Origin of the sequence: Pseudomonas maioricensis, from assembly GCF_022790535.1 — a bacterium.
Classification (GTDB): Bacteria; Pseudomonadota; Gammaproteobacteria; order Pseudomonadales; family Pseudomonadaceae; genus Aquipseudomonas; species Aquipseudomonas maioricensis.
On record NZ_LOHG01000012.1, the window covers coordinates 6,516 to 19,121 of the forward strand.

Genomic DNA, 12,606 nt, shown 5'->3' on the forward strand with positions numbered 1-12,606 from the left:
GTATCAGGATAAATGCTTCGCAGCCTTCGGCAGCTCCTACAGAAAATGCCTTTCAATCCAGAAGGCCAGACGTGATTGACCTGCCATCTGCAGTGCTCTTGTCGCGAGCAAGCTCAGTTCCCACAGAGAACCATAAAAAGAGGTGATCAATGGCTTACAACTCGGTGTTCAAACCTGACCTCTTCGCCGGGCGGACGATTTTGATCACCGGTGGTGGCAGTGGCATTGGTCGCTGCACCGCCCACGAACTGGCCGCGCTGGGTGCTCATGTCTTGCTGGTCGGGCGCAAGCCGGAAAAGCTCGAGCAGGTCTGCGCGGAAATTCAGCAGGACGGTGGTCAGGCTCACGGCTACAGCTGTGACATCCGCGAGGAGGCCTCGGTACAAGCGCTGATCAGCACCCTCATCGACGCCCACGGCCCGCTGCATGGTCTGGTCAATAATGCAGGCGGCCAGTTCCCCTCCCCGCTGGCGGCGATCAATCAAAAAGGTTTTGAAACCGTATTGCGCAGCAATCTGGTGGGCGGTTTTCTGATGGCCCGGGAAGTCTTCAACCAGAGCATGAGCAAGCACGGCGGCGCCATCGTCAACATGCTGGCCGACATGTGGGGCGGCATGCCGGGCATGGGCCACTCGGGTGCAGCGCGCTCAGGCATGGACAACCTGACCAAAACCGCCGCCTTCGAATGGGGCCACGCGGGGGTGCGAGTGAATGCAGTCGCGCCGGGCTGGATTGCTTCCAGTGGCATGGACACCTACCAAGGGGCGTTCAAAGCAGTGATCCCGACCTTGCGCGAGCACGTGCCGCTCAAACGCATCGGCAGCGAATCAGAAGTCAGTGCCGCCATCGTCTTTCTGCTCAGCCCGGCAGCCGCGTTTATCAACGGCAGCACGTTGCGTATCGACGGCGGTGCCAGCCTGGGCAATCGCACCTGGCCGCTTTATCCAGCGGCCCGTACCGAGGCTTACAACGGTTTTCATCGTGCCACCTTGCCTGACGTGCTCAAAGGGGAGGAATAAGCCATGCCGGTAATTGAGTCGCAACTGGACACCCACAGTTCAAGCTTCGCCACCAACCGCGAGGCAATGCTGCTCGGGATTGACCAAGTCAGGCAACTGGAGCAAGTGCTGCTGGATAAAGCCGCTGCTGCCAAAGACAAATTCCGCCAGCGCGGCCAGCTGTTGCCGCGCGAGCGCCTGAACCTGCTGCTGGACCCCGGCGCGCCATTTCTGGAGCTGTCCTCACTGGCGGGCTACAAGCTGCATGACGACAAGGACGGCAGCCAGGCAGGCGGCGGCCTGATCGCCGGGATTGGTTACGTGTCCGGAGTGCGGGTGTTGGTGGTGGCTAATAACAGCGCGATTCGGGGCGGAACCATCTCCCCAAGCGGCCTGAAAAAATCCCTGCGGCTGCAGCAAATCGCTGTCGAAAACCGTCTGCCAGTGGTCACGCTGGCGGAAAGTGGCGGCGCCAACCTTAACTATGCCGCCGAGATTTTCGTTGAAGGTGCGCGAGGCTTTGCCAATCAGGCGCGCATGTCGGCCATGGGTTTGCCACAGATCACCGTGGTTCACGGCTCGTCCACGGCGGGCGGTGCTTATCAGCCGGGGCTGTCCGATTACGTCGTGGTGGTACGTGGCAAGGCTCGCCTTTTTTTGGCGGGGCCGCCGTTGCTCAAGGCTGCCACCGGAGAAATCGCCACGGATGAAGAGCTGGGCGGCGCCGAGATGCACGCTCAGGTAGCGGGCACCGCAGAGTATCTGGCAGAAGACGATGCCGACGGTCTGCGCATCGTGCGCGAAATCATTAGCCTGCTACCGTGGAATGCACAGTTGCCACTGCGTCCGCCCAAGGTCTATCAGGAGCCGCTGTACCCCATCGATGACCTGCTCGGTTTGATCCCCAACGACCCGAAAAAGCCTTACGACGTCCGGGAAATACTTGCCCGGCTGGCCGATGGTTCGCAGTTTCTGGAGTTCAAGGGCGAGTACGACAGCCAGACGATGTGCGGCCATTTGCACATCCAGGGTCGGCCTTGCGGTGTGATCGGCAACAACGGCCCGATCACCGCCAAGGGCGCAAGCAAAGCAGCGCAGTTCATTCAGTTGTGCGACCAGAGTCAGACGCCATTGTTATTTCTGCATAACACCACGGGGTTCATGGTCGGTACCGAGTCCGAGCAGCAAGGCGTGATCAAGCACGGGGCGAAGATGATTCAGGCGGTGGCCAACGCAAGGGTGCCGAAACTGACGCTGGTGGTCGGCGGTTCCTACGGGGCGGGCAATTACGCCATGTGTGGCCGGGGGCTGGACCCACGGTTCATCTTCGCCTGGCCCAACAGCCGTACGGCCGTCATGGGCGGCGCACAGGCGGGCAAGGTGCTGCGCATCGTCACCGAGGCCAAGCAGCTCAAGGCCGGTATCGAAGTTGATCCCAAGATGCTCGATATGCTGGAACAGGTCACGGCGCAGAAGCTCGACAGCCAGTCCAGCGCGCTTTACGGCACCGCCAGCCTGTGGGACGACGGCCTGATCGACCCACGAGACAGCCGCACGCTGCTGGGTTTCCTGCTGGATATCTGTGAAGAAGCGGCGGCAAGGCCATTGCAGGGCAATAGTTTTGGGGTGGCGCGGTTTTAGAACCGCTCTGGAATCGCGCCAGACAAACAACATACTAACCACTGAATTGAAATGCATTTTCTGTAGGAGCTGCCGAAGGCTGCGAGACATTGATCCTGCCACACCGCCATCGCAGCCTTCGGCAGCTCCTACAGGCCCAGTGTTCGGATCAGGGACCAAGGTCGATCTCCTACAGGGAGAGAGAGCTGTTCATTGGATGAGTTGTTTGTCAGCCACTGCTGTGAAAACAATCGTAAGGAGAACAATAAAAAATGCTCATCACATCCGAACACGAAGCCCTGCGCCGCACGGTGCGCAGTTTTGTCGATAACGAAATCAACCCCCATGTTGATGAATGGGAGAAGGCCGGGCGTTTTCCCATCCACGAGATTTTCCGTAAAGCCGGCGAGCTGGGGTTGCTGGGGATTTCCAAGCCCGAACAGTTCGGCGGCATGGCACTGGATTACAGCTACTCGATCGTCGCTGCCGAAGAATTCGGCACGGTGCATTGCGGTGGCATCCCTATGGCGATTGGCGTGCAGACTGACATGTGCACCCCGGCACTGGCCCGCTTCGGCTCCGACGAGTTGCGTGACGAATTCCTGCGCCCCGCCATCGCGGGCGAACAGGTCGGTTGCATCGGCGTATCCGAAGTCGGGGCGGGTTCGGATGTTGCGGGCCTCAAGACTACCGCCCGTAAAGACGGCGACGACTATGTGATCAATGGCAGCAAGATGTGGATCACCAATTCGCCCAGTGCCGACTTCATCTGCCTGCTGGCCAACACTTCAGATGACAAACCCCACGTCAACAAGTCGCTGATCATGCTGCCCATGAACACTCCCGGCATCAGCCTGAGCCAGCCTCTGGACAAACTGGGCATGCGCAGTTCGGAAACCGCTCAGGTGTTTTTCGATGACGTGCGCATCCCGCAACGTAACCGGATCGGTCACGAGGGTGCCGGGTTCATGATGCAGATGCTGCAGTTTCAGGAAGAACGCCTGTTCGGTGCCGCGAACATGCTCAAAGGCCTAGAGCATTGTGTAGACAGCACCATCGAGTACTGCCGCGAGCGCCACACGTTCGGCAAGGCGCTGATCGACAATCAGGTCATTCATTTCCGCCTGGCCGAGCTGCAAACCGAGATCGAATGCTTGCGGGCGCTGGTCTATCAAGCCACCGAGCTGTACATCAAAGGTCGCGACGTGACTCGCCTGGCGTCCATGGCCAAGCTCAAGGCCGGGCGTCTGGGACGGGAGGTCACCGACAGTTGCCTGCAATACTGGGGCGGCATGGGCTTCATGTGGGACAACCCGGTTTCCCGGGCGTACCGCGATGTACGTCTGGTGTCGATTGGCGGTGGCGCTGACGAAATCATGCTGGGCATCATCTGCAAGCTGATGGGCATTCTGCCGGGGAAAAAACCATGAACCTGCTGCCAGAGTGCGAAACGCTGATCCTCGATCGGCATAAAGGCGTTTTACACATCACCCTCAACCGCCCTCAAGCCCGTAATGCCATGAGCCTGCAAATGGTCAGCGAGTTACGCGCGGTCTTCAGCGCTGTGCGCGACGATGGCCAGACCCGGGTCATCGTCATGGCAGGCGCGGGCGGGCATTTTTGCGCCGGGGCCGACATCAAGGACATGGCGCAGGCCCGACAACACGGCGCGGACGCCTACAAAAGCCTGAATCGCGCATTTGGCAGCCTGCTTGAGGACGCGCAAAACCTGCCGCAAACCTTGATCGTCGTGCTCGACGGTGCGGTGCTGGGCGGCGGCATGGGGCTGGCGTGCGTCAGCGATATCGCGATTGCTCATCAACAGGCGCAATTTGGCCTGCCGGAAACCAGCCTCGGCCTGCTGCCTGCGCAAATCGCGCCGTTCATGGTCAAGCGCATCGGCCTTTCGCAAACCCGACGGCTGGCGCTGACCGCCGCCCGTTTCGACGGGAACCAGGCCGCACGTCTGGGACTGGTGCATTTTGTGGAACGCGATAATCAGGCCATGGCCGAACGTCTGAGTGAGGTACTGGATCAAGTGCTGCGCTGTGCACCAGGGGCCAATGCCGCTACCAAGGCGTTGCTGCTGGCGACTGAACACACGCCAATGACGCAGTTGCTGGATCAGGCCGCCGAGGCATTCAGTGCAGCGGTCGCCACCCCGGAAGGAATGGAGGGGACGCTGGCGTTCATGCAAAAGCGCGACCCCGTCTGGATCCCCCAACGCTAACGATGCTGACGTCGACCGAGGGAGCACACCATGCCCGAACTCAACAAGATTCTTATTGCCAACCGTGGCGAAATAGCCTGCCGCGTGATCAGCACTGCGCGCAATCTGGGCTATCGCACGGTGGCAGTATTCAGCGCCGCCGACGGTGATGCCCGGCACGTGCAAATGGCCGACGAAGCGGTGTGCATCGGCGCGCCTACGGTGCAGCAGTCGTACCTGAACATCGACGTCATCCTGGACGCGGCCCGGCGTAGCGGAGCCGATGCCATTCATCCCGGCTACGGCTTTCTCTCAGAAAACGCTGAGTTCGCCCGTGCCTGTGCTGCGGCCAATCTGGTGTTCATCGGCCCCAGCGCTGAGGCCATCGAACTGATGGGCAGCAAGCGCCTGTCAAAGCTGGCCATGCTCGACGCCGGTGTGCCCTGCATCGCTGGCTACCAAGGTGCAGAGCAGGACGACGCAACCTTGAGCCGCGAAGCCGAACGCATCGGTTACCCGCTGATGATCAAGGCCAGCGCCGGGGGCGGCGGTCGTGGTATGCGACTGGTCGAGCACCCGGACCAGTTGCTCGAACGGATCAACACGGCGCGCTCCGAGGCGCAGAACGCCTTCGGTTCAGGCGAGCTGATACTGGAGCAGGCCCTGGTTGATCCGCGCCATGTAGAAATGCAGATCTTCGGCGACAGCCACGGCAACCTGGTCTACCTCGGCGAACGTGATTGCTCGGTCCAGCGCCGTCACCAGAAAGTCATCGAGGAGGCGCCCTGCCCCGTGGTCGACGCAGGGTTGCGCCAGGCCATGGGCGCGGCCGCCCTGCAAGCCGGGCGAGCGGTCAATTATCTGGGCGCAGGCACGGTAGAGTTCATGCTGGCCAGTGACGGCCAGTTCTACTTTCTGGAAATGAACACCCGCTTGCAGGTGGAGCACCCTGTTACGGAGATGATCACTGGCCTGGACCTGGTGGCTTGGCAAATCAAGGTGGCCTGCGGTGAAGCCCTGCCCTTGCAGCAGGAGCAGATCCAGCTCAACGGCCACGCCATTGAAGCGCGCCTGTATGCCGAAGACCCGGCGCAGGGCTTTCTGCCCCAGACTGGCCGGGTGTTGCGGTGGCAGCCTTTGCAGTTCGACGGCATCAGGGTCGATCACGGCTTGAGCGAGGACCAGACTGTCAGCCCTTTCTACGACCCCATGCTCGGCAAAATCATTGCCCACGGCGCCACGCGGGAAGAGGCTCGACGCAAGCTGCTGCGGGCGATACAGGGCTGTGTGCTGCTGGGCGTAAACACCAATCAACGGTTGCTGACCAGCATCCTCAAGCACCCCGCGTTTATTAACGCTCACGTCGACACCGGTTTCATCGCGCAGCACCTGCACAACGACCCTTGCCTGCGCCCCGCGACTGCCCGAGCCAGCCAACTGGCCGTGGCCGCTGCGTTGTTCTATCAGGGCTCTGCCAGCAGCCATCCTTCCAAACTGGCAGGCTGGAGTAATACTGGCCCGGAACAGCGCCGCTACCTGCTGGGGCTGGGCGAGCAGGTTCACGAGGTAGAACTCACCCGCAATGGCGCACGCCTGGACCTCCTCGTTCAAAACACCCGCGTCAGCGTCCATGTACTCAGTTGCGACGCACGCTCAGCCTGTGTTGAGGTCGACGGGGTACGCAGCCAGCAGGCGTGCTATCTACTGGGCAAGATGCTGTGGCTGCACGATGAATCGGGAGCGTTACAGCTGACCGACCGCACACATGACACAGTCGCCGGTCCGAATGTGGCCCGTTCCGGCACGATCAGGGCACCGATGGACGGATCGATTGTCGATGTATTAGTCAGTGAGGGCGCCACCGTCAGCCAGGGGCAACTGCTGATGGTGCTCGAAGCGATGAAAATGGAGCACCCGCTCAACGCTGCGATTGACGGCGTGATTCGCCAGATACAAGTGGTACCCGGTGATCAGGTCAAAGGGCGACAAGTATTGCTGGAAGTCGCACCGATGGACGTATCCGGTTGAATGTAGCTACGCTTGATCCGAAATGGATCAATGATTTTGGACAGGAGCTTCAGATGCCGCACTGGTTGGTGATTGATCTGGAGGCCACGACCGAAGAAGGCGGCTGGCCGGTAGCAGAAATGGAGATCATCGAAATCGGGGCGACGCTGGTCAATCAGGACGGGCGTGAACTGGACCATTTCGAGCGTTTTGTGCGCCCGGTACGTCGGCCGTTGCTGACGCACTTTTGCAAGGAACTGACCCACATCAGCCAAAGCAACATCGACAGCGCAGCGCCGCTGACGACGGTGTGGCCGGCGTTCGAACGCTGGATCAGTCACCATCAGGCGCGAGTCGTCGGCTGGGCAAGTTGGGGTGATTATGATCGTCAGCAACTGGAGCAGGAATGGCGGCAGCACCAACTGACGAGTTTTCTCAGCAGCGTGCCTCACGTGAACCTCAAACAACGCTTCGCCAAAGAGCGCCAACTGCAACGCCCGATGGGGTTGAACGGTGCTCTGCAACTGGCTGGCATGCAGTTTAACGGTCAGCAACATCGCGCGCTGGTGGATGCCCGCAACACTGCTCGGCTTCTGCCATTGATTCTGCCCAACTGAGTGGTACGCGCGTTCTAAAGCGGGTGACGAGGCGAATCAGCTTCGGCATACTGGCCGACCCATTTTTCAGCCCTTTTTGAGGAATCGCCATGTTCAAAGTCAACGAGTACTTCGACGGCACCGTTAAATCCATTGCTTTCACTCAAGCTGAAGGGCAAGCCACAATTGGCGTCATGGCCGCTGGCGAGTACGAATTCGGTACTGCACAACGGGAAATCATGCACGTCATCTCTGGCAGCCTGAGCGTAAAACTGCCAGACAGCACCGATTGGGAAACCTTCGCGACCGGCAGCCAGTTCAACGTCCCGGCCAATAGCAAATTCCAGCTGAAAGTGGCTGTTGATACTGCTTATCTGTGTGAGTACCGCTGAGACATATCGACTTTTTTGTATCGACCCTATCGCGGGCAAGCCCTGCTCCCACATGAGATTGCATCCCCCTGTGGGAGCAGGGCTTGCCCGCGATAAGGTCGACTCGGTTTAAATCCCGACACGAATCAAACCACCTCCTCACTCCGCGCATTGAACTGCAACGCAGCGAGCCGGGCATACAGCGGGTTGCTGACAATCAATTGCTGATGTGTTCCCACCGCCACTAACTTCCCTTGATCGATAACCGCAATCCGGTCGGCGTTTTGCACCGTGGCCAGACGATGGGCGATGACCAGCGTGGTGCGGCCCTTCATCAAGCCAGGTAACGCTTCCTGAATCAGGTGCTCACTCTGGGCATCCAGGGCACTGGTCGCTTCATCCAGCAGCAGAATCGGCGCATCCACCAGCAGTGCCCGGGCGATCGCCAGACGTTGACGCTGCCCTCCGGACAATCCAAGCCCGCCATCGCCCAGATGGGTCTGATAACCCTCGGCCATCTGCAGAATGAACTCGTGTGCATGAGCAATCCGCGCGGCGGCTTCTACCTGTTCTGTCGTGGCATTGGCATTCCCGTAGCGGATATTGTCTTCAACACTGCCGAAAAACAGCGCTGGGGTTTGCGACACCAACGCAAAGCAACGGCGCAAATCCAGCGGATCAAGCTGGGCGATGGGCATACCTTCAATAAAGATCTGACCTTGCTGCGGATCGTAGAAGCGCAGCAGCAGATCAAACAGCGTCGATTTACCCGCGCCTGAAGGGCCAACCAGCGCCAGCGTCTCTCCTGGCTCGATGCTCAGCGTCAGGTTATCCACGGCCTTGTGCTCCGGACGAGACGGATAGCTGAAGCTCACGCCCTGTAAGTCCAGACGCCCGGTGACCCGCTCCGGCAATTGCAGCAGATCAGTGGCAGGTGGCGTGATCTCGCTTCTCGCCCGCAGCAACTCAGAGATCCGCTCGGCCGCCCCCGCCGCTCGCTGGAGTTCGCCAATCACCTCGCTCAACGTGCCGAACGCGCTCCCCACAATCAGCGCGTAAAACACGAAGGCCGCCAGTTCACCACTGGAAATCGTGCCGTCGATAACGTCCATGCCGCCGACCCACAACATCACCGCCACAGCGCCTAATACCAGCACGATCACCAGAGTGATCAGCCACGAACGCTGCAGGATGCGCTTGCGAGCGGTCTGGAAAGCATCTTCGGCAGTCTTCGCAAAGCGCGCCTTGTCCTGCTGCTGATGGTTGTAGGCCTGAACCGTCTTGATCTGGCCCAATGCTTCGGAAACGTAACTGCCGACGTCGGCGACACGGTCCTGGCTTTCCCGGGAAAGGCTACGCACACGACGACCAAAGATCAGGATTGGCGCGACCACTAACGGCAGCGCCACAACCACAATACTAGTGAGCTTGGGGTTGGTGATGAACAGCAAGACAATGCCGCCGATGACCATCAGGGCATTACGCAGGAACATCGACAGCGACGAACCGATCACCGACTGCAACAAAGTGGTGTCAGCGGTCAGCCGGGACTGGATTTCCGAACTGCGATTATTTTCGTAGAACCCCGGATGCAGGTTGATCAGGTGATCGAAGACTTTTTTACGCAAGTCTGCCACCACCCGCTCGCCAATCCACGACACCAGATAGAAGCGCACAAAGGTGCCGGCTGCCAACCCCAGCACCAGCAGCATGAACAGGCCAATGGACTGGTTGAGCAGATGCGGAGAACGCGTCACGAAACCCTGATCGACCAGCATCTTGATGCCTTGCCCGATCGACAGGGTAATCCCCGCCGTCACGATCAATGCCAGCAAGGCACCCACGGTTTGCCAGCGATAAGGGGCAATGAACTGCGCCGCCAGGCGAATCGCCTGACGCTGGCGGCTGGAAAGCAATGAAGCCATGAAAGCTGAACCCGCATGAAAGGCTGAAGCCAGAGCCTACACCGGTAAAGAAAGCTTTTCTGTGCTTTTACCGCCTGGCAGGTCCTGATGAACTCTGGCGATAAGCCTTAGTCTGGATAGTTATGACCGCTGATACAGTCCCCTAGAGAGGAATGATCTAAGCGAAAGCTGGCGGTTACGTGCGGTTTCTGGTGGACTAAAAGCGCGCTTGATGTTGTCGAGGGATGTCACGGCAGAGTCATTGAACGCGATTAGTCTAGGCACAAACACCTGATGAAAGGAGACAGGCCATGAGCTTGCAAGCAAACAGTAATGAAGTTCCGGTGGTACGAGCCAACCCGCAGCTGCCCGTGGGCGGCGCAATCCTGGACAAGGACGGGCGCGAAGTCGTGATTACTGAAGAGATGGTTCAGGCCGCCTGCCAGGAATGCGACAAGAACTGGGTCACACCTGAAAAACAAGATTAAGCAAAACCCGATTTTTTAGAACCCGACGTCACCGTCGGGTTTTTTCTGTCCGGAATTCGACCATTCAGGCGGGGACAACCACTGCGCCCAGCGCGGTGACCAGTTGCTGCAGCGCATCGGACTGGCCATTGATACGCACCTTCAGCCCTTCTATCTCGCGACGCGGCGGATAGTGTTTGCGCAACAGATCGAATGCCACTGGCTGGCTCACCGAACCGACGAGACTACGCCGGAAGTCGGCATCGTCACGGCGCGGGTCGTAGACGCCACGACACAGCGTGTTCAACGCCCAGACCGGATCGGTGCGCCCATCCAGGGTGACTTCGGCCAACCACGGTGCAGGCAGCAGATCGGCAAGACTGATCTGAGCCTCCTGCCCCAAAAAGCCACACAAAGCCTGATAAATCTGCGCAGTACCCCGCTGCCGCCCGTCAAGGCTGTAACCCGCGATATGCGGGGTGCCGATGACGCACAAATCGGCCAGCGCGGTGTTGACCACCGGTTCGCCTTCCCATACGTCCAGTACGGCTTGCAGGTCTTCGCGATCAAGCAGAACGTCGTGCAACGCTGCATTGTCGACGACTGCACCACGGCTGGCATTGATCAACCAACTGCCGTGTTTAAGCTGCTGCAAGCGTAATTTATCGAGCAGATGCCACGTAGGGTGCTCACCGCCCTTGTCCAGCGGGGTGTGCAGGCTGATCACATCGCAGCGCTGCAGAATTTCATCGAGGCTGACGAAGTCGCCGCCTTCCGCCGCCTGCCGGGGAGGATCGCAGACCAGCACGTTCCAGCCCAAAGCCTTCAACACCTTGACCAGCCGCCCGCCCACCTGCCCGGCGCCAACCACGCCATACGTGCGTTGCGCCAGATCCACGCCTTCGATTTCCGCCAGGGTCAACAGGCTGCCGAGCACGTAATCCACGACGCCACGGGCATTGCAACCCGGCGCACTGGACCACTGAATACCAGCCTGGCGGATGTACTCCAGATCAAGGTGATCAGTGCCGATGGTGCAGGTGCCAACGAAACGTATCGGGCTGCCTTCAAGCATTTCACGGGTGACTGGCGTTACCGAACGCACCAACAGAATATCGGCTTCGGCTACCGCGGCCCGATCAATGGAACGGCCGAGCAAACGCTCAATCTCGCCAAAACCGGCAAAGAAAGCGTCGAGCAACGGAATATTTTCGTCAGCAACAATTCGCATGGTGTACTCCCAGGGGTCGGCGGCAGTTTAGGCATTGATCGGGAGGGATAGGAAGGTCAACGAGCAAGTTGATGTGGAATGCAGTCGTTGCTCCCACAAAAGTCCTGTGCCAGATGCTAATCCTTCGGAATCAATCCAGCTTCTTGCGAATCCAATACAGAAACGTCCCATCCGCAGCCTCTTGATCGACCAGATCATGGCCCAGGAAAACACAGAACTTGGGAATATCGCGGCGTGTGGACGGGTCCGTGGCAATGACCTTGAGCAGGCCGCCTGCGGGCAGGTCGCGGACTTTCTGATGCAGCATCATCACCGGCTCGGGGCAATTGAGGCCGGTAGCATCGAGAACGGCGTCGACAGGCTGACTTTGGATGGGTTCAGACATAAGCACTCCAGGAACTGGCGGGCATTATCCCGCGTATGCGGGCATGTCGCTAGCTGCCAAACGCATCCTTCAGGAAGCCCGGTGCGATGTAGCGCTCATAGTGCGCTTCGGACAAGAGGAAAAATTCCCGATCAATGGCATCGCGCAAGTCAGGCAATGCCCAATCGCGGAACTCCGGCATCAGCACCATACCGTAGGCTTCAATATTGGTGATGACCCGTGCGCCTCGGGCAATCAGTTGATAAGCCCAGCAATATTCCGACTGGGCAGGCACGAAGCGGATTTTTCGCAGTTCCAGTTGCGCACGCAGTTTGCCCGCGTCGAATACTTCCAGCTTGGCGGTCATCACCTGAACCAGCAGTTGTTCGAGCCTTAGCCACACCGCCCGCTTCTGGTCTTCGTCGTAACCGTTCCAGTGGATCACTTCATGGTGGAAACGCTTGCAGCCACGGCACACCAGGTCCCCGTAAACAGTGGAGCAAAGGCCGACGCAGGGCGTTTTTATGATTTGATTGGGCATGGCAGGCAGGGCAACGACAGGCGAGAACGAGCCCGCATATTAGCCCTTTGTCTAACAACGATCACCCCCGAACGTGTAGGGCTAACTTACCTTTACGGAAGATTTGCCGTAGAATCAGCGAGCCTTTTAAGGCGCCAATGTCCGTTGGAAGCTGTTTTCAAAGCGTCACGAGCACAGTCAAAGTAACCCCGCAGTCCGGTGTTGACGCAGGATTCAAGCCCTCGTCAACACTCATCAGCCGTCCTGCAGGCGTAAAACTTTGAAAACAGCTTCTGTAAGGAATTGCCGAAAACCCTGG

12 protein-coding genes are annotated in these 12,606 nt (G+C 59.2%); 8 read left to right on the forward strand and 4 right to left on the reverse strand.

Features of this window, described 5'->3' with window-relative positions; genetic code table 11:
- The first annotated feature begins 149 nt into the window (after positions 1-149).
- The 7 genes from AUC61_RS18515 (at position 150) to ppnP (ending at position 7,822) form a co-directional block, all read left to right on the forward strand.
- Positions 150-1,019 carry an SDR family oxidoreductase gene (locus tag AUC61_RS18515; protein WP_243247638.1) on the forward strand — a complete coding sequence of 290 codons (870 nt, stop codon included), beginning with the start codon at positions 150-152 and terminating at the stop codon, positions 1,017-1,019.
- 3 nt (positions 1,020-1,022) lie between these two features.
- Positions 1,023-2,639, forward strand: coding sequence for an acyl-CoA carboxylase subunit beta (gene atuC, locus AUC61_RS18520; RefSeq protein WP_243247639.1), 1,617 nt, complete (start codon positions 1,023-1,025; stop codon positions 2,637-2,639).
- Between the two features lie 251 nt (positions 2,640-2,890).
- On the forward strand, positions 2,891-4,048 hold the full coding sequence (atuD, locus tag AUC61_RS18525) for a citronellyl-CoA dehydrogenase (protein ID WP_243247640.1): 1,158 nt from the start codon (positions 2,891-2,893) through the stop codon (positions 4,046-4,048).
- Positions 4,045-4,848: an enoyl-CoA hydratase/isomerase family protein gene (locus AUC61_RS18530; RefSeq protein WP_243247641.1), complete on the forward strand. Its 804-nt coding sequence runs from the start codon at positions 4,045-4,047 to the stop codon at positions 4,846-4,848. Before atuD ends, AUC61_RS18530 begins: the two co-directional genes overlap by 4 nt.
- 30 nt (positions 4,849-4,878) lie before the next feature.
- Positions 4,879-6,855 carry an acetyl/propionyl/methylcrotonyl-CoA carboxylase subunit alpha gene (locus tag AUC61_RS18535; RefSeq protein ID WP_243247642.1) on the forward strand — a complete coding sequence of 659 codons (1,977 nt, stop codon included), beginning with the start codon at positions 4,879-4,881 and terminating at the stop codon, positions 6,853-6,855.
- A gap of 53 nt (positions 6,856-6,908) precedes the next feature.
- Positions 6,909-7,451 carry a 3'-5' exonuclease gene (locus AUC61_RS18540; protein WP_243247643.1) on the forward strand — a complete coding sequence of 181 codons (543 nt, stop codon included), beginning with the start codon at positions 6,909-6,911 and terminating at the stop codon, positions 7,449-7,451.
- 89 nt (positions 7,452-7,540) lie between these two features.
- Entirely contained in the window at positions 7,541-7,822 is a 282-nt protein-coding gene (gene ppnP / locus AUC61_RS18545; RefSeq protein WP_122664856.1) for a pyrimidine/purine nucleoside phosphorylase, read from the forward strand.
- 125 nt (positions 7,823-7,947) lie between these two features.
- Here ppnP and AUC61_RS18550 read toward each other — a convergent pair whose 3' ends face one another.
- Positions 7,948-9,726: an ABC transporter transmembrane domain-containing protein gene (locus tag AUC61_RS18550; RefSeq protein WP_243247644.1), complete on the reverse strand. Its 1,779-nt coding sequence runs from the start codon at positions 9,724-9,726 to the stop codon at positions 7,948-7,950.
- 290 nt (positions 9,727-10,016) lie between these two features.
- Here AUC61_RS18550 and AUC61_RS18555 point away from each other — a divergent pair, with 290 nt between their 5' ends.
- Positions 10,017-10,193 carry a PA1571 family protein gene (locus tag AUC61_RS18555; RefSeq protein WP_164581703.1) on the forward strand — a complete coding sequence of 59 codons (177 nt, stop codon included), beginning with the start codon at positions 10,017-10,019 and terminating at the stop codon, positions 10,191-10,193.
- Between the two features lie 64 nt (positions 10,194-10,257).
- On the opposite strand, the gene pdxB is transcribed toward AUC61_RS18555, so the two are convergent.
- From pdxB to AUC61_RS18570, 3 genes are all read right to left on the reverse strand, one after another.
- Complete coding sequence (gene pdxB, locus AUC61_RS18560; RefSeq protein WP_243247645.1) at positions 10,258-11,403, reverse strand: 4-phosphoerythronate dehydrogenase PdxB; 1,146 nt, start codon at positions 11,401-11,403, stop codon at positions 10,258-10,260.
- A 130-nt stretch (positions 11,404-11,533) separates the two neighbouring features.
- On the reverse strand, positions 11,534-11,788 hold the full coding sequence (gene tusA / locus AUC61_RS18565; RefSeq protein WP_122664859.1) for a sulfurtransferase TusA: 255 nt from the start codon (positions 11,786-11,788) through the stop codon (positions 11,534-11,536).
- Between the two features lie 49 nt (positions 11,789-11,837).
- The gene (locus AUC61_RS18570) at positions 11,838-12,308 is read right to left on the reverse strand and encodes a DUF1289 domain-containing protein (RefSeq protein ID WP_095093317.1); all 471 of its coding nucleotides are present in this window, start codon (positions 12,306-12,308) and stop codon (positions 11,838-11,840) included.
- Between the last annotated feature and the right edge of the window lie 298 nt (positions 12,309-12,606).

Coding starts and splice junctions, on each gene's coding strand:
- AUC61_RS18530 (WP_243247641.1), top strand. CDS start 4,045: ATGAACCTGCTGCCAGAGTGCGAAACGCTGATCCTCGATCGGCATAAA.
- tusA (WP_122664859.1), bottom strand. CDS start 11,788: ATGTCTGAACCCATCCAAAGTCAGCCTGTCGACGCCGTTCTCGATGCT.
- AUC61_RS18570 (WP_095093317.1), bottom strand. CDS start 12,308: ATGCCCAATCAAATCATAAAAACGCCCTGCGTCGGCCTTTGCTCCACT.
- AUC61_RS18555 (WP_164581703.1), top strand. CDS start 10,017: ATGAGCTTGCAAGCAAACAGTAATGAAGTTCCGGTGGTACGAGCCAAC.
- atuC (WP_243247639.1), top strand. CDS start 1,023: ATGCCGGTAATTGAGTCGCAACTGGACACCCACAGTTCAAGCTTCGCC.
- AUC61_RS18515 (WP_243247638.1), top strand. CDS start 150: ATGGCTTACAACTCGGTGTTCAAACCTGACCTCTTCGCCGGGCGGACG.
- AUC61_RS18540 (WP_243247643.1), top strand. CDS start 6,909: ATGCCGCACTGGTTGGTGATTGATCTGGAGGCCACGACCGAAGAAGGC.
- pdxB (WP_243247645.1), bottom strand. CDS start 11,403: ATGCGAATTGTTGCTGACGAAAATATTCCGTTGCTCGACGCTTTCTTT.
- AUC61_RS18535 (WP_243247642.1), top strand. CDS start 4,879: ATGCCCGAACTCAACAAGATTCTTATTGCCAACCGTGGCGAAATAGCC.
- atuD (WP_243247640.1), top strand. CDS start 2,891: ATGCTCATCACATCCGAACACGAAGCCCTGCGCCGCACGGTGCGCAGT.
- ppnP (WP_122664856.1), top strand. CDS start 7,541: ATGTTCAAAGTCAACGAGTACTTCGACGGCACCGTTAAATCCATTGCT.
- AUC61_RS18550 (WP_243247644.1), bottom strand. CDS start 9,726: ATGGCTTCATTGCTTTCCAGCCGCCAGCGTCAGGCGATTCGCCTGGCG.